Source organism: Actinopolymorpha sp. B9G3, assembly GCF_040120725.1.
In the GTDB taxonomy this organism is placed as follows: Bacteria; Actinomycetota; Actinomycetes; order Propionibacteriales; family Actinopolymorphaceae; genus Thermasporomyces.
Genome location: NZ_JBEEAB010000023.1, coordinates 39942 through 56436, shown reverse-complemented (window position 1 = coordinate 56436; position 16495 = coordinate 39942). Strand labels below are relative to the sequence as shown.

Genomic DNA, 16495 nt, shown 5'->3' with positions numbered 1-16495 from the left:
TACGACGGGTGTGTGGGGTGTCCGGCGAGAGGGTTCGTGTAACGGCCACGCGACGATGACCCGCGCTCCGGATCTTCTGTGCTTTCGGATGTCAGAGGCGGTGGAATTCCTCTGGTACGAGCGGGACCGACCAGTCGAGGCTGGGCGTCCACCGGCTCCAGTCGGCGTCGAAGGGCCAGGCCCGTGCCTCCAACGTGGCGATCGCCTTGCGCGCTTGGGCCTCGGCGAGTACGGCTTGGTCCGGAGTCAGGAGCCCGACCTCTTGCGCCCAGGAGAACTCGTCCTCGTCCTTCCACTTCCACGCCGACAGATCGTCTGTGGCCACGACGTCGAGAACGAGGTCTTTGCTGTCGAAGCCAGGGGCCGAACGTTGCCAAGGCAGTTCGAGGTTGACATACCAGCCCTGGAACTGACCGGTCTCGTGGTCCCAGGTACGGATGATCGAGTAGCCGTCGGCGACTACGTGGAGCCGGACTACGCCAGGTCCGTGGTAGACGGCATCGTCCTCGTAGCCACCATCCCAGTCACCGGGCATGATGCGCGGACCCCAGGGCCCTGTACTGCGGTTGCCGGACCTCCGCTTCGCGTGCTGCCCCGGTGGATGGTAGAGCGCTATCGCTTCAGCGTCGTCGGCGATCATCCGGGTCGGCATCGTGTAACCGATGTGCCGCGGCTCGACCCCTGGCAGGCCGTCCTGGATCGTCCGCAACAGCACGAGTTCGCCGGGTACGAAGCGCCTTGCGAGTGTCATCTGATGAACCTTACGTGCCACGAAGCTCGACTTCGCTGGACAATTACGCGAAGCCGCCGTTGCTCATCAGCAATTGGCCGTTGATCCACTGCCCTTGCGGCGAGCAGAGAAAGTCCACGAGGTGCGCGGTGTCTTGCGGTGTTCCGAGGCGGCCGAGCGGTGTCTGGCGGATGCCGCTGGCCCGCACGTCGTCTGTCATCCAGCCGGTGTCTATCGGCCCTGGGTTGATGACGTTGGAGCTGATGCCAAGGTGGGCGAGTTCGCGGGCGGCGGCCAGGATGATGCGGTCCAGGGCTGCCTTGCTCGCTCCATAGGGGAGGTTACCGACGGTGTGATCGCTGGTGAGACCGATGATCCGTCCCGTTCCAGGTGTGGCGTGGAAGCGGCGACCGTACTCGCGGATCAGCTGCCAGGTGGCGCGTGCGTTGACGGCGAAATGCCGGTCGAAGCTTTCGACGGTGGTGTCGAGCAGGCCGGAGGCGACCGACTCGCAGTGGCACATCACCAGGGCGGTGACACCGCCAAGTCGGCGTTCGGTCGCATCGAAGATGCGCGACGGGGCGCCTGCGTCACCGAGGTTCGCCTCGATCGCGGCCGTGGCAGCGCCGTGCTCGGCAAGGGATCTGTCGATCGCGCCGGCCGCTCCGGGCTCGATACCCCAGGTCATGCGATCGTCGTATGCGGTCCAGTAGGTGAAGGCGATGTCCCAGCCTGACGCCGCCAATCGGCGGGCTATTCCTGCTCCGATACCGACGGTGCGGCCCACGCCGGTGACCAGCGCGACCGGGCGGGGGACGTCGGAAGGATTACGGCCACGGTCGGCCTTGGTCTGCTCGATGCTCATCGTCACCGGGGTCCCTAAATCTGTGTCCTACGCCGCGCGCTGTTTGCCAGCTGAAGATCTCACGGAAGGGAGACTATCTGGCCCAGCTCGCAGCATCTTCCCCGAGCGGCCGGACGCAGACGGTGGCCTATTCTCGGGCGTCATGGACCAGGACATGTCCGCTCGCCGGAGCCGTCAGTCATGACTCGTGGCGTGTTCGAGACACGACGCATTGTCTGGCCGGACTGCCGAAATGTTCGTGACCTTGGCGGGCAGACTCGCTCGGGCGTCCTGATCCGTGCGGACACCTTGGATCGCCTGACCCCTCAAGGCCTGGAGACGATCAGGGCTGGCGGCATAGCGCGGATCGTGGACCTTCGATCGCCGTGGGAGATGCCACAGCAGGCACACCCGTTCCAGAACGATCCTTCGTACCGGAAGATGCCCTTTATCGACGAGACCCGCGATCACGAGCGCAAGCCGGCAGCCGAGCGCACCCTCGCCGATCTCTACCGCGGCAGCATCGACCGCAACGCTCGCCGCATCGCAGCGGCCCTGGTTGGGATCACCGGCGTGGAGGAGGGAGCGGTGGTCGTGCATTGCTCAGCGGGTAAAGACCGCACCGGCATGCTCATCGCGCTCGTGCTCGACGTGATCGGACTGCCACGGTCCGCTATCGCGGAAGACTATGCCGCCAGCGAACAAGCCATGAGAGTCGGTGACGCTGTACTGCCGCACGTCGGCGACCCCGCTCACGACCAACGGCGGCGGATGATGAGGAGAGCGAGGCCAGAAACCATTCTCCAAGCACTCGAACACGTGGACCACCTGCACGGCAGTGCTGAGGCCTACTTCATGGCAAGCGGCGTCACCGCGACGCAGATCCGTACCTTTCGCGTGCGACTCACTCAGCAGTAGAACGACGCCGTGCGATCGTTGCCCATACCCGTGACGAACTCATGGCTTGCTGAGATGGACACCTCTCCGCCAGGACTCCTTGGAGAGCAATACGGGAAGTCCCGCATGCTCTGAGTGTGTTCGGGAACCGACACGAGTTGTCTGTCTTCGTGCGCGAGGGTCGCGCCCTGGTCGCCGTTGGCTGGTTTCGGGCACTCGGCGGCGGTTGTCAGGAAATGATGGTTTGTTGAAGCCTGAAGCTCGAACTGCGCGACCGGATCAGCCGGGTGTGGTCCAGGCTGCCCCATCCTGCTCCTCGTTGTCCGAGCCGGGCCGATCGAACAGGCGCGCGTTCTCCAGATATACAGCTCTTCCAGCGGATCGAGCAGACAGGGACGCTATAACCCGGCGCGCAAGTCTCGGCGACAACAGCCTTTCTGCCTCTTCGCGAGTACAGAACGCCCAGCCGCGCAGCTCGTCCTCGGGCAGAGTGATCGCCGAAACCTCCTCAGTTTGGACCGTCCCCCCGTCGAACACGAACATCACGCCCTCAGGCTTGCCCTCATGTGATGACACCCAGTCGACACAGAGCAGGTCGAGCCGCGCCCGGCGAAGGCCCAGCTCCTCCTGCAACTCCCGGCACACGGCCCTGTGTGGTGACTCGTCAGCCTCCACCACTCCGCCGGGAATCTCCCAGGAGTTCTTGTACGTGGGCTGAACAAGAAGTATGCGGGCTGTTGGGTCGAAGAGTAACGCGCCGGCTGCCATCCGCTTTCGAGGAAGCGTCGCCCTGAAGTCAGCTTGGTTCGACTCCGTCGTAGTCACTGCCACACCGTACAGATACACAGTCAGGCCCTGCTGCGGGCTCGCCGTCGATGTGGACTGGCCCGCCCCTCCCTCCGCAAGCGCATGGCGTGAACACTCGGCGTGCTCGTCGCGCAGTGGCGCAGCACGCGTACACGCGCGCGGGCTCGAGCCACTAGCTCAAGGGCACAGGTGTGCGAGAGCGGCGTCTATCGGGTGGAGGTCGGCCAGGTCCTCGCCTGGGTCCCACCACATGCTGTCTGCCATCTCGTCATTCGGGGTGAAGGGAAGCGGAGAGACGATCCGTCCCTGGTAGATCGCCAAGTACTCGAACCGGCGACCGGGTGCTCTGCCGGCGCTTCTTCGGCTTCGCCCAATACAAGCGCTCGGCACTGCCCAGCGGGCCGAAGGTGTCCGCGGCCGGCGCACTCTCCCCGCGCGGCGACTGGCGTGCGCCGTCCGACGGCAATGCCCGCGCATGGCTGCGCGACCTCGAGCGCTGGGACGCCGAGGGAGCGTGGGAGGCAACGCCGCCGGCCGAGACCTAGGGCGTGTCCTAGCCGGTTCGGTACACGGCGATCTCGGTCATGGTCGGGGTGTAGACCTCGGTGGCGATCTGCTCGGTGAGCGCCACCCGCAGTCTGGAGGTCGTGACGCTGCCGAAGCCGGTCACGGTGAGGTCGTGGCCGATGCCGTCGTCGTGGCTCGCGAACGTCACCCACTCGCCCGTCCCCACGTCCCACCGCTGCAGCTCGAACGACTGCACCCGCGGGTTGGTGCCCCCGTCGGTGTACTCGTCCAGGTACACCTCTTCGAACGTGGTATCCGCACCGAAGTCGATGTCGAGCGTGATCGGGTAGGCCGCGTCATCGGCTGCCGCCCACCGGGTCGTCAGGTCGCCATCGGTCAACTTCTCCGCGCCGAGCGTGCCGCCTGCCCCCGGGTGGGTCGAGCTCGCGGCGACCGGCTTGTCGAGCGCGAGGTTGACCCGGTTGCCGGGCTCCTCCTCGATCGGGTCATCGTCCACCGGGTTGGTGACCTTCTCGCCGATCCGGCTCTCCGCGATGCCGATGTCCGGGGCGTCGCCGTAGTAGATGTGCGTACCGAGGAAGTCCTCGGATCCCAGGTGCGCGTTGTACCGGCCGGCGTCGATCAGCGGGGACTCATCACGTAGCCGGAACTGGGCCGCGGCCTTCCGAATCCTGTCCACGCCCGCCCCGGTGAGGTATGAAGTCGGGTTGCCCACGAACCTCGGGTCGACCCGCAGCCCGTTCGGGTCCGCCGGTTCCTGGCTGGAGTGGCTGCCGCTCGCCTCGTAGAAGTCGTTGTTCGAGAACACCGCGTGGCGGAGGGCGTCGGTCCGGCGGTACCACGGCGTCGACTCAGTCGTCGAGTAGTTGTAGAAGATGTTGTTCAGGAAGTAGACCCTGGACAGGAACGTCTCGTCGTGGAAGTAGTCCATTTCCGCGCCGTCGTAGACAAAGGTGTTGTTCACGAAGTACGTCGGTGAGTAGTTCGTGGACAGCATGTTCTTCACGAGCACGCCGTTGTCGTTGACGCTCAGGTTGTAGCGGGCGACCGAGTTGGAGCTGTTGCCCATGTACGACATCCAGCCGGCCGGGTTGTCGTGTGAGTAGTTGAACTGGTACGTGACGTTGAAGTTCGTGTACTCCAGGTCCCACGGGGTGCCGTCGAACTCGTTGTACGGGCCGCCGTAGACCTCGTTGTACTGCATGACCGAGTCAGCGCCCGCCCACAGATAGAGCGCGACGGACACCGAGTTGTAGCGCTCGAGGAACCCGTTCACCTCGTTGTACTCGACCGTCATGTTCTTGGTGTTGGCGAGCTGGATCGCACCCTGGCCGATACTCTCGGCGTAGTTGTGGCCGATGTAGACGTCCCGGCTGTAGAGGTCGCGGGTGCGCACCCACAGCTGTTCCCAGCCCTCATGCCACTTCCCGTTCTCGTCGTACTGTCCGGAGTCGGCTGTGCGGTCGCCGAACCAGTTGAACGCGAACTGGATGGCGTGCAGCTCGACGTTCTCGAAGGTGTTGTTCTCGATCCGGACATCCTGGAAGTAGTAGCCGCCGGTGCCGTACTCCCGGTAGTTGCGGCTGCCGAAGACCTGGAAGTTGATGCCGCCGTAGTGCATCTGCTGCCAGAAGCTCGGGCCGTCGGTGTTGTGGACGTAGACATCGAAGATGCGGAAGTGGTCCATGATGTTGTCCGCGCCGTCGGCCAGGAGGTCGGCGTTGACCGACACCATGATTCCGTCGCGGACGACTCGTTCTGTGGTGATGTCGGTGGCGAAGTCGTCGTCGTTGGACAGCTCGACGTTGTTGATCTCGAAGTACTGCTGGTTGCGCAGGACGATGGCGCCGGTCAGACCCACCGTCTCGGGATTCTTCGTGCCGTCCGCGTTGAACGGGCTCGGCACGTTGCCGTTCGTCGCGATGTACGGCCGGCCGGCGCGCGGATCGCCGTACGCCGAGATGGTGATCGGCCGGCCTGCGCTGCCCGAGCCCTTCGGCCACAGTTGCTCGTCATGCCACTGCTCGCCGGCCTTGAGCAGGATGCGGTCACCGGGCGCGAACGTCGTCGCGTTCGCCTTGGCGAGGCTGCGCCAGGCGGACTCCGGCGATGTGCCGCCGGCGTTGTCGGAACCGTTCGTCGCGTCGATGAAGTAGTCCGTGCCGCCGTTCGGGTTGGGCGTGTTGCCCGGCCAGCTCGGCTTGGCGGCGGCGACGCCGCTTGGAGCTGCGGCGGCCGGCATGACGGTCACGAGCGATCCGGTGAGGAGCGCGGCGAGCAGGGCGACGAGGCCCCTGCGGAGCGCCCGCGAAGAGGGTCGTCGGCGCGTCGGCGCTCCGGGGGGTGGTGGTGCGGTAGCGACAGGCTTCATTCCTGCACATCCTTTGCGTTGATGGCGTCCAACGCCTCGGCGTCGACCTCGATGTCGCTGGTGGCGATCCGGCGCTCGAGGAACTGCTTGAACCTCTCCTCGATGAGCACCTGGCGGATGCGCCGGGAGTAGTCGGCGAGCGCTGCGCTCTCGTCGACGGACCTGCCGTCGAGCTCGTAGTAGGTGACCTGGCCAGTGCCCATGACCGGGGCGGAGATCTCCCCCGGGGCGAGGTCCCCGAGCAGCGTCATGAGGTCCTGGTCGTGGGCGTTCGCCCCTGCCAAGCCGCCGTCGTACGTATCGGTCGTGAGCGTGGCACCGGGCTCCCGGGCGGCGACGTCCGCAAGTCGCCCGGCGGCGGCCACCCGCCGGTTCAGGCGTGCCGCGTAGTCCGTGGAGGCGCCGTCGCCTTCGGGCACCCGGACGACGAGCTTCGAGTAGCTGTAGGTGGTCGCGTTGGCGCTCCACGCCTCCCGGTCCGCGTCGAACGCGCGCCGGACATCGCCGTCGTCGACCCAGAGCGGGTCACCGGCGGCAGCGCTGAGTCGTTCCTTCAGGGCGGTCGTGATCTCGGTGAGCCGGTGTGAGTAGTACTCCTCGGGCGAGAACGCCGTGACGCCGTAGACGACCTCGCCCCTCGCGAGGGCGTCGGCACGTCGCTCGTTCTCGTCGGCCAGCTGGGCGAGGAAGTCCTCGTGGTCGATCGCGACGCCGAGCCCGCGCTCCTCGGCGAGAATGAGTGTGGTCTTGTCGCGCCAGATCTCGTCGAGCGCACGAGAGGTGAGCTGGTCGAGAGCGGTGCCGTCGCCGACCGGCGTGGTCCAGTCGATCGCGCCCTGCAGTCGATGCTCGTTGCGCAGCTCGTTCTGAACCGTCGGTTCGAGCCGCCGCAGGTGGAAGAGCAGCTCGTCGCGGGTCACGGTGTACCCGTCGATCGAGGCGTCCTCGCCCGCCGGGCGGGCGAGCACGATGGCGGTGACCGCGAGCGCGGCGATGGCTACACACACGCCGGCGCTCAGGGCGGCGACGGCCCGGCGGGACAGCGTGCTCACCGCACGCCGGTGGAGCCGTCCCCGCCGGTCAGGCATCCGGAGAGCAGACCGAGTGCCGTGACCGTAGTGCCCGCGAGAACGAGTGATCTTCCCATTGGTACGGGCTCCTTCCGTGGACAGCGCCACGCGGACGCAAGAACAGAGCTCGTCCGGAGCGGTTACGTCGGGCGCCAGTCCGCCGCAACCCCGTGCCACCCAGGTCGAGAAACGCGATGACTCGGCCGATCGGAGCAAAGCATGGCATCGATAACATGCGCGCGCAAGAGATCGTCACAGACCGGCAACGAGCAGATCAACGCGCGGGTGGTGGCGCGGTAGAGGCACGGATCGTCAGCGTCGCGGGAACATCAGAAGCCCCGGCACCTGCCCGGTCGAGCAGCAGGGCGACGGCCGTCGCGCCGCAGCTGTAGAAGTCCTGCCGCACGGTGGTCAGTGGGGGCGAGCAGTACGCCGCCAATGCGATGTCGTCGACGCTCACGATGGACAGGTCGTCGGGCACCGACCGCCCGCGCTCGCGCATGGCGCGGATCACTCCGAAGGCCATCTCGTCGCTGGCCGCGAATACTGCGGTCACGTCCGGGATCATCGCGATGATTTTCCCGAGCCGATATCCCGAGTCGGGGGACCAGTCGCCCTCGAGCGGCGGCGGCGCCTCGATCCCGGCGGCGGCCAGGCACTCCTGCCATCCCTGCCGCCGTTGGCGCGCCTCGATCCACTCGTCCGGCCCGGCGATGTGCCAGACCTGGCGGTGCCCCAGGTCGAGCAGGTGTTGCGTGGCGACACGGCCCGCCTCCTGCTGGTCGATCCCGAGCACCCGGGCGCCCGCCGTCCGCGAGCCGTCGAGGGTGACGGTCGGGATGTCCCGAGTGATGTCCTCCATCTTCTGCGTCGTGGCAATGAGCGGCACGGCGATGACGATGCCGTCGACGCCCTGCTCCGCGAGCTTGGACAGGGACCGCTCCATCATGCCGGTGTCGAGAGCGGCGATGGTCGCGATGCTCACCGCGAACCCGGCCTCTCCCGCAGCAGCCTCGACGCCGGCGGTCACCGCCGAGCGGGCGTAGTATCCGCCGGACTGCAGCAGTATGAGCCCGATGGTGTGGCTCCGCCCCGAAGAGAGCATGCGGGCGGCGTTGTTGAACCGGTAGCCGAGCTGCTCCACGGCGGTCAGCACGCGCCGCCTTGTCTCAGGGCTGACGTTCGGCGAGTCACGGAGCGCGCGTGAGACCGTCTGCGCCGAGACACCGGCGGTCCGCGCCACGTCAGCCATGCTCGGCTGCCTGGCGGGGCGCTCGGTGGCCTCGGTCATGTCGCTCCCTTTCCGCGGCTGGCCCGCGAGGTCCGTCTTGGCCAGATCCTACGTGGTGATGTTACGAATGACATCGATAACATCGTCCGGCTGCGATCGGTCGCCGTGCGCCGTCCCAAGCGTGGCGTAGGGCACGCCGTTGGCGCAGGGCGCCCCTCATGCGAAGCCGTGCCTCAACTCGTGCGAAACGTCCGAGGGCGGGGGTCGCTACACCGTTCCGGATCTCGGCATAACCGTCCCCGTTCACCTGGCAAGGGCGCAACGGCAACCCCGGTTGCTGAACCATGATGGACGGCTAGGTGTCCGGTGGAGAGTGGCCTTCTGCGCCAGACTGCTGACCCTGAGAGATCGGCCGCGAAGAGGTCGTGTACGCCGGCGCCTCACGTCCCCCGCCGTAGCCGATGGGGTGCACGGGTGGCCGGGCGATCAGGTCGGCGATGAACATCCTTCGGGCCACGATGACCAGCAGTGCCGCGACGGCGAACAGCATGGCGGCGACCCGCCAGGCAGTCTCGTATCCGCTCGCGGCGACCACCGCGCCGAAGAGTGCCGGTCCTGCCGCTCCACCGACGAAAGCTCCTGCCTGGAGATAGCTGCTCGCAGCACCGGGCGCGTCCCTGCTGACCCGGACGACGGCGTACAGCAGCAGCCCCGGCCACGACCATCCGAACGCAAACGCGATCAGGCCGGCCGCCACCACGGTGGGTTCGGACGGGAACGACAACACCGCCAAGGCCGCCGCACCGATGAGCATCTGGGCCGCGACAACCGGCAGGTTGCGCCCGTGCCGACGGTCGGCGAGGTGCCCGGAAACCACCCGCACGACAAGGTTCACCGCGCTACCCGTCGCCATCAGCAGCCCCGCTACGTCCGGAGTCAGACCCACCCGGAACCCCCAGGAGGCCACGAAAGCGCCGAGAGAGTTGCCGGCAGCGCTGGCCAGGCTGACCGCGATCATCGTGGTCACCAGCGCCGCCGTGGAGGGACGATCGAGCGCACCGAGTGGGCGAGAGCCGGCGACCGTGGCGCTGGGAAGGCGCAGGCTCACGAGAGCGATCGCCAGGCCGCCGAAGCCGGTGAGCGCGAAGGTCCACCGCCACCCGAGCAGCGCGCCGACCGTCGGAACGGCAAGACCCGCGAGGGTGATCGCGAGTGGGATGGCAGCCTGCTTCACCCCGAATCCGAGCCCCTGCCGATGCGCTGGCACCACTTTGGCCATGGTGACGTTCGACGTCACCTGACATGCCGCGTTGGCGACCCCAAGGATGACCATCGCCACGGTGAGAACCAGCCATGACCGAGCCGCCCAGGCGACCCCGAAGCCACCGGCCGCGGTGAGAAGCCCTGCGACAGCGGTGCTGGTCCGACGTCCCCATCGATCGACCAGTCCACCACCAAGCAACACCGATGCCGCAGCGGCCACGAAGAAGGCGCTCACCGCGACGCCGAATCTGCGTTCGTCGAAGTCGAGGTCCGCGCGTACGAACACAGACTGGGAGCTGAGCAGGAACACCGGCAGGATGCCCACCGTCGTCATGGCGCTGGCGCCGAGCACTGTCCAGGTCGTCGGCGGCACCCAGGAACGCTTCATCAGAAGGCGTGTCCTGCGCGTGACCCGCTGGCTCGACGTGACGTCAGTTCCCCCGGCTGATGCGTACGACCACCTGGGAGTCGGTCACGCTCTCCGCGGAGACCGACAGACCACCGACCTCGGTGGCCGGCTGGCCTGCGGTCAGGGTGACCCGCTCACCGGCGACCTCGACGGTCGCCCGGTCGCCCTCTGTTCCGACGAACCGGGCGTCGACTCCGAGGACGCTCGCGTTGCCCTCGACGCCTCGATCGAAGGTGACCGTGCACTGGTCGAGACCGCACTCGGTGGCGGCGCCTTCGGAGCTGCAACCGGCCAGGAGCGCTACGCCGAGGGCGGTGGCCGCGAAGAAACGCACGATCATGGCGACGGGCGGCCAGGACATGTGGGGCATGTGCATTCGGTTCGTCACAGCGCCCCAGGCTACAAGGACCAGGTCGTTCAGCCCCACGTGCTTCGGTCGGCGGCGAGTTGCTTGGCCAGGGTGGGGATGTCCAAGGCCCGTTCCCCGGCCGGGGTCGCGTGGTGAAGCAAGTTATCCAGCTGATACGGATCGCGGGTCAGGTCGTAGTACTCGCGGAAGAAGAGCTTTCCGCTGCCCACCTCGTCGCCGGCGGAATTGGTGTGAAGGTCGTAGTACTCGACGTACTGCCTCGTGGTGCTGAGATAGGACGCCCAGGTCGGCCGTCCACCGCGAACATCAAAAGACCACCGCCAGCTTTCGAGCAGGATGTGCTCGCGGCGAAAGTTCGACAACAGCGACCGGCCGTCTTGTGGTGTCGTGGGGGCGACCTGCGCGGCGTCCAGGATGGTCGGCGCGAGGTCGATGTTCGCGGCGATGCGATCGTCGACCGTGCCCGAGTCGAGGCCGGCAGCGGGCCAGGACAGGTAGAGCGGCACTTGGTGTGCCGGGCCGTAGGGAAGGGCCTTGTCCAGCAGCGCGTGGTCGCCCCAGAGGTAACCGTGATCCGAGCAGTAGATCACCAGCGTGTTGTCGAGCTGACCGGTTTCGATCAGCTTGCCCCTGACCGCTTGGAGCGCATCATCGACAGAGCGCAGCGACTGTAGCTGCCGCGCACGCAAGTCCTCGCCGTCGGCGAACGTGTAACGCGAACTCCGAACGAATGGCGGCTTGTCTCGCTTGTCCTTCTCCGGGACCGAGGGCCGACCACTCCAGGACGGGACCTCGCTTCCTTCGTACGGCACGTCGGCGGTGGAGGGCCGGTGCGGAGCGTTGGGTGTGAAGATCGCGAACCAGGGGCTGCTGCCGAGCGCCGCCCGATCCAGAAATCCCAGGAGTCGATCCCTCAGCACCGTGGTGGTGTATCCGGGAATCATCTGGACGATGCCGTTGACGTTGTAGTGCGCGTCGACGTAACGGGGCCGCACAACAGTCCACTCGTCGAAGTGAGGCGGCGGGTTCTTCACGCCCCAGTAGTTGATGTACTTTCCAAACAGCGCGGTCCGGTATCCGGCCTGTTGAAGGTGCCGCTGCACTGTGGTGTTCTGATCCAACCTGGATGGATGCCCGTTGTCCAACACTCGGTGGTTGTGCGCATAACGACCGGAGAAGATGGACGCACGAGACGGTGCACAGAGCGGCGTGGTGGCGTGGGCGTTGCGGAACCGAATTCCTTGACCTGCAATCCAGCTCACGGCAGTCGGTGTCGCCCACTCCGTGTGCAGGGGTTGGTCATCGGTAATGATCAACAAGACGTTTGGCTTTTCCGATGCGCCGCTTCCCGTGACCCTGGTGGAGATGTTGGGTCTCGTGCTGGCCGAGTACAGTGGCCACGCCACCGTGGCCGCCGTGGCGGCCGCCGCGATGCCGGCACCTTTGAGCAACCGTCTCCGGCTGACGTGTCGCCGACCCACGACCTTACGGTCCCCCGACATGCACACCGTCCTGACAGCTTCGTTCGGCACCCGCTACCAAGGGACACCCGAGTACCTGGTGGGTGGACCCCATGGGCACGGCCCTCGTTATATCAGCGGGGCGGCCAGCCGATGACGGCGGCGTTCACTCCTCGACCCACTCCAGCAGGTCGCCGGGCTGGCAGTCGAGCACCCGGCACATGGCTTCCAGGGTGCTGAAGCGCACCGCCTTGGCACGGCCGTTCTTCAGTACCGCCACGTTTGCCGGCGTGAGTCCGACCTGCTCGGAGAATTCGCCGACGCTCATCTTGCGCTTGGCCAACTCGACGTCGATGCGCACCACGATGGGCATCAGATCACCGCCTCCATGTCGGTCCGCAGCGTGGTGGCCTGCCGCAGCAGCGCACGCATCACCACCATCAGGAGACCGAGCACAGTGACACCTATGACCATCAAGAGGAGCAGGAGCGGTACGCCCGGGTCGTCCGCGTTGAGACCGACGTAGACGAACACGCCCAGAAGCACCATCCACGCCGCGGCGATGGCCCACACGATCGCATCCACCCAGGCCAAGGAGGCCGGACTGAAGATGCGGTCGTGTTTGACCATGGTGAGCAACTTCCAGGTGGACACGATCACGACCTGAACACACAGCACCCAGAACACCGCCACGGCGGTCATCGGCCACCTCAGGTACGCCTGGTCCGGGGACTCCGCAGCCATGTGCGCGAACTGTCCAGGCAGGGAGAGGACCTGGAACACGACCAGGACGCCGAACAGCAACACGAGGAAGACTCGGAGAGGGGCTACCGCCCGATGCGCCGCAACCATGTATCGAGTATGGGCTGTTCTATATCGACTGTCAATCGATACCTGCCGTTTCGCGTCGGCTCCCCTCGTAAGGAAGCGGCGGCCGTTCCGGGTTCCGCGACTTCGGGCGGTGCGGAGCGGTGGAACCCAGGTGGAAGTCGGCGATCCGGAAGGCCGACGGCAGGCCTGCGCGACGCGGTGGTTCCTGATAGGCGACCGAGAGTACGCCGTCGAGGGCCAGCCGCGAGCGGTCGATGATCAGCTCCGACACGTTGCGGACGTCCCCGGCGGCGAAGACCGTCCGCCAGTCGGTCCACCTGCTCGCCGCCGTCGCGGCCATGATGCGTGCGTCGGGCAGGATCACGTAGGCGGTGTCGTCGTTCCCGAGGACGATTTTCGTCCGTCCGGAACTTCCCTGCCGGGTGGGCAGCGCCGTCTCGTGCCAGGTGCCGTCATCGTCACGCCAGGCGTGGTACGGGCGGGCGAACCGCCTGCGGTCGGCGTAGAGGTCGCGCGCACAGCCGCCGAGTGGGTGGAGATCGCTCGCCCGCACCCGGCTGGTCATGACATGGAGGCGTCCCTCATGGTCGAACGCCTGGGACTCCTGGTTCATCAGACCGCGGTCGATCGGGATGCCTCGCACGATGTGCGGGTCGTGGACCGCGATCAGGTCCCGGGTCCCGGTGCGCCCGATCACCCGGCCGTGGTTACCGGTCCAGGTCATTCCGCCGTCATGGCTGACCGCGTAGCCGGTGTCGTGGTTGCCGACACTGGCGCCGTCGCATGAGCCGCTGGGATGTTCCCGCCAGGTCCACGTGATGGCCAGGTCACCCGTTGCCGGGTCGGCGGTGAAGCCGTGCAGGTAGGCGTTGCGCGTGGTGCTCGTCCCGTATTTCGAGCGGTAGGTGCCCTGGCTGGACGTGTAGCTGCCGAGGAACGACCAGGTGCCGGCAGGCGTGTCGTCGTAGCGCAGCAGCACCTGCTGGCCGTTGCCCGAGATGCCGTCGCGGTACGTCAGCAGCATGCGGCCACGGACCACCTCGAACCGCGGATAGGTGAGAGTCCTCGGAGCCTCCAGTGCGCCGGGCCACGATGGTCGCGTGCGCTCGAAGACTCGCGACGTCCACGGGACCTCGCCCGGCCTGCTGGCGACCCCTGGACGTGTTCGCGTGTAGCGGATGCCCTCGTTGTGCGTCGGGAACGCGACATGCAGGCGACCATCGGACGACGTCACGGCCATGGCGATCGTGTTGTGCGAGTCATCGCGGTAGAGGTCGACGTCCAGCTCCGTACTCTGCCAGCGCCCGGAGGGGAGCTTACGACGTGCGATGACGGCGCGTTCGCTGTCGCGATACCAGCCGGTGTACTGCCAGCCGCGGTAGGTGAGGATGCCGTCCTGCTGGTAGCTGGCGATGTTCGCGGTGTTCTCGTACGTGATCACGCCGCGTGCCGCCGGATCGAGGATGGCATCGCTACGCCGCGAGACACCGGACTGGTGAGGTCCTTCCGACGTGGATACGACGATGAGGAACGCCGCGAGCACAGCGCCGAGGAGCAGGCACCCGCGGTGGAGCCAGGCCATGCGTGTGAACCTCTCGCCTTGAACACGACCAAAAGAGATCGATCGGCACTGCACAAACGTCGGTACCCATGCGCGGCCTTCTGCGAACCAGAAAAGGGTTGTGCGTGTGCTATTCGACCTTTGCGGCCGGCGCCACGCCCTCCTCGGCCTTGCGCCACGGCCACCGCCCCGTGACCTCGAGTTCGAGCGAGAAGCTGAGGAACGTACGGATCGCCACGATCAGGGCGAGCACTCCGACGCTGGTGAACGTCGGTTGGACCGCGACGGTCCGGATGATGTCGCCCGCGACGAGAAACTCCAGGCCGAGCAGGATCGACCGCCCGATGCGACGGCGGTAGACGCGGTACGCACCTGCCTCGTGGCGAGCGAGCTGGACGACCGCGAGGACGGTCGAGACGAGCGTTCCCACCACGATCGCGGCGACGCCCACGCAGTCGACGCCTATACCCACCAGCGTCACGACCTGCTGGAACTCCACCATCCCCCCTTGTCCGCCCCGTCCTCAGCTCGTCCCCAGGATCACTACGTCGGTCCCTGCCGGGACGCCCTCCCCCTGGGCCAGGCCGGAGCCGGCGAGTCGGCCCGTGCTCGACTTGTACCCGTCCACAGGTGTCGACGATCCGCGGACCAGCCGACGAGCCCGCCCGACAGGTTCCCTTCGAGGTGTGGCTGATGCCCAGAAGGGCATCCCGTAGTCATGAACGAACGGTTCGATGCGATCGTGATCGGAATGGGCCCAGGCGGGGAGACCGTCGCCAACAGGCTGATCGCGGGGGGTAAGCGCGTCGCCGTGGTGGAGAAGCAGCTGATCGGCGGGGAGTGCGCTTATTGGGCGTGCATGCCGTCCAAGACCCTGCTCCGGCCGGTCGAGGCCCGGGCCGAAGCCTCCCGCGTCGCCGGGGTTGGCAAGCCCTCGATGGAATGGGCGAAGGTGCGGGAGTATCGCGACGTCATCGTCCGTCACCTCGACGACAGCGCCCAGGTCGAGGAGTACCGCGCGAATGGTGCGACCGTGATCAAGGGTGAAGGTCGACTGGCTGGGCCCGGCCAGGTCGCGGTGGACGGAGAGGTGCTGACCGCGGAAAACATCATCATCAGTACCGGATCCACACAGGCCTGGCCCGACGTCGAGGGGCTGGACCAGGTACCAGTCTGGACGAACCGGGAAGCCACAAACCTGAAGGAGATCCCCGAACGTTCGTTGCTCATCGGCGGCAGTGCGGTCGGCGTCGAACTCGGCACCTTCCTCCACCGGATGGGCAGCCGGGTCACGATCGTCCAGCGCGGACCGCGCCTGCTCGGCCGCGAGGTCCCGGAGCTGGGTGAGGCCGTCGAGGCCCACCTGACCAAGGAGGGCGTCGACGTCCGTACGAACTGCCAGGTACGCGCGGCCCGCCGAAACGGGTCCGACACCGTGGTCGACCTGGACGACGGCACCAGCGTGCGGGTCGACATGATCGTCCTTGCCTCCGGCCGGACGGTCGCCACCGCCGACCTCGGCCTCGATGCCGTCGGCGTCCGCACCGGCGCACGTGGCGAACTCCAGGTAGACCAGCATTGCCGGGTCGGCGACGGCTTGTGGGCGGTCGGGGACATCACCGGCGTCGCGCTGTTCACCCACACGGCGCTGTACCAGGGTCGCGTCGTTGCCGACAACATCCTCGGCAAGCCCCACCCCGCCAACTACACCGGCATACCGCGGGTCGTCTTCGGCGAACCCGAGATCGCCGCCGTCGGCCTCACGACCGACGCGGCCCGCCAGCAGGGAATCGACGTCGCCACCGCGCAGATCGACCTGGCCGAGTCGATCCCCAGGCCATGGACGTTCGAGACCGAACCGCGCGGCACCCTCGGCCTCATCGCCGACCGGCAACGACGAATCCTGATCGGGGCGTGGGCGTTGTCGCCCCTCGCCGGGGAATGGATCCACACGGCCGTCCTGGCCATCCGCAACCAACTGCCCATCGACGTACTGCTCGACGGGATCGCGCAGTTCCCCAGCTACAACGAGGCCTACTACGAAGCCGCCGCAGCCCTTGGACTGTGAGCGGACAAGTCCTGCACCTCCCGAGGTTTCAGGCGTACACCACGATGAGGGTCGC

At 66.9% G+C, this 16495-nt stretch carries 16 protein-coding genes; 3 read left to right on the top strand and 13 right to left on the bottom strand.

Annotation, left to right across the window (positions count from 1 at the left end):
- Positions 1–91 precede the first annotated feature (91 nt).
- Both ABNF93_RS28830 and ABNF93_RS28825 read right to left on the bottom strand, forming a co-directional pair.
- Positions 92–751 (bottom strand): DUF402 domain-containing protein, encoded by a 660-nt coding sequence (locus ABNF93_RS28830; RefSeq protein WP_349331363.1) that lies wholly within the window; start codon positions 749–751, stop codon positions 92–94.
- Positions 752–794: 43 nt separating this feature from the next.
- Complete coding sequence (locus tag ABNF93_RS28825) at positions 795–1595, bottom strand: SDR family oxidoreductase (protein ID WP_349331362.1); 801 nt, start codon at positions 1593–1595, stop codon at positions 795–797.
- A gap of 192 nt (positions 1596–1787) precedes the next feature.
- Between ABNF93_RS28825 and ABNF93_RS28820 the strand changes: the two genes are divergently transcribed.
- The gene (locus tag ABNF93_RS28820) at positions 1788–2492 is read left to right on the top strand and encodes a tyrosine-protein phosphatase (RefSeq protein ID WP_349331361.1); all 705 of its coding nucleotides are present in this window, start codon (positions 1788–1790) and stop codon (positions 2490–2492) included.
- Positions 2493–2750: 258 nt separating this feature from the next.
- Here the strand turns inward: ABNF93_RS28820 and ABNF93_RS28815 are convergent, their stop codons facing one another.
- Positions 2751–3296 (bottom strand): NUDIX domain-containing protein, encoded by a 546-nt coding sequence (locus ABNF93_RS28815; RefSeq protein WP_349331360.1) that lies wholly within the window; start codon positions 3294–3296, stop codon positions 2751–2753.
- Between the two features lie 323 nt (positions 3297–3619).
- On the opposite strand from ABNF93_RS28815, the gene ABNF93_RS28810 reads away from it, so the two are divergent.
- Complete coding sequence (locus ABNF93_RS28810) at positions 3620–3823, top strand: hypothetical protein (protein ID WP_502877644.1); 204 nt, start codon at positions 3620–3622, stop codon at positions 3821–3823.
- Between the two features lie 8 nt (positions 3824–3831).
- Here the strand turns inward: ABNF93_RS28810 and ABNF93_RS28805 are convergent, their stop codons facing one another.
- The 10 genes from ABNF93_RS28805 to ABNF93_RS28755 all read right to left on the bottom strand — a co-directional run bounded on the left by ABNF93_RS28805 (position 3832) and on the right by ABNF93_RS28755 (position 14871).
- Positions 3832–6177, bottom strand: coding sequence for a discoidin domain-containing protein (locus tag ABNF93_RS28805; protein ID WP_349331359.1), 2346 nt, complete (start codon positions 6175–6177; stop codon positions 3832–3834).
- The gene (locus ABNF93_RS28800) at positions 6174–7265 is read right to left on the bottom strand and encodes a hypothetical protein (RefSeq protein ID WP_349331358.1); all 1092 of its coding nucleotides are present in this window, start codon (positions 7263–7265) and stop codon (positions 6174–6176) included. Before ABNF93_RS28800 ends, ABNF93_RS28805 begins: the two co-directional genes overlap by 4 nt.
- A 256-nt stretch (positions 7266–7521) precedes the next feature.
- Positions 7522–8538, bottom strand: coding sequence for a LacI family DNA-binding transcriptional regulator (locus ABNF93_RS28795; RefSeq protein ID WP_502877643.1), 1017 nt, complete (start codon positions 8536–8538; stop codon positions 7522–7524).
- A 295-nt stretch (positions 8539–8833) separates the two neighbouring features.
- Positions 8834–10129 (bottom strand): MFS transporter, encoded by a 1296-nt coding sequence (locus ABNF93_RS28790; protein WP_349331357.1) that lies wholly within the window; start codon positions 10127–10129, stop codon positions 8834–8836.
- A 43-nt stretch (positions 10130–10172) separates the two neighbouring features.
- Positions 10173–10538: a hypothetical protein gene (locus ABNF93_RS28785; RefSeq protein WP_349331356.1), complete on the bottom strand. Its 366-nt coding sequence runs from the start codon at positions 10536–10538 to the stop codon at positions 10173–10175.
- Between the two features lie 29 nt (positions 10539–10567).
- Complete coding sequence (locus ABNF93_RS28780; RefSeq protein ID WP_502877642.1) at positions 10568–12022, bottom strand: sulfatase family protein; 1455 nt, start codon at positions 12020–12022, stop codon at positions 10568–10570.
- 124 nt (positions 12023–12146) lie between these two features.
- Positions 12147–12353 (bottom strand): helix-turn-helix domain-containing protein, encoded by a 207-nt coding sequence (locus ABNF93_RS28770; protein WP_349331355.1) that lies wholly within the window; start codon positions 12351–12353, stop codon positions 12147–12149.
- Complete coding sequence (locus ABNF93_RS28765; protein ID WP_349331354.1) at positions 12353–12832, bottom strand: DUF2975 domain-containing protein; 480 nt, start codon at positions 12830–12832, stop codon at positions 12353–12355. The genes ABNF93_RS28770 and ABNF93_RS28765 overlap by 1 nt, the downstream gene beginning before the upstream one ends.
- A gap of 31 nt (positions 12833–12863) precedes the next feature.
- Entirely contained in the window at positions 12864–14393 is a 1530-nt protein-coding gene (locus tag ABNF93_RS28760; protein ID WP_349331353.1) for a BNR repeat-containing protein, read from the bottom strand.
- Between the two features lie 109 nt (positions 14394–14502).
- The gene (locus tag ABNF93_RS28755) at positions 14503–14871 is read right to left on the bottom strand and encodes a DUF1622 domain-containing protein (protein WP_349331352.1); all 369 of its coding nucleotides are present in this window, start codon (positions 14869–14871) and stop codon (positions 14503–14505) included.
- Positions 14872–15090: 219 nt separating this feature from the next.
- Between ABNF93_RS28755 and ABNF93_RS28750 the strand changes: the two genes are divergently transcribed.
- Entirely contained in the window at positions 15091–16440 is a 1350-nt protein-coding gene (locus ABNF93_RS28750; RefSeq protein WP_349331351.1) for a dihydrolipoyl dehydrogenase family protein, read from the top strand.
- Positions 16441–16495: the final 55 nt, after the last annotated feature.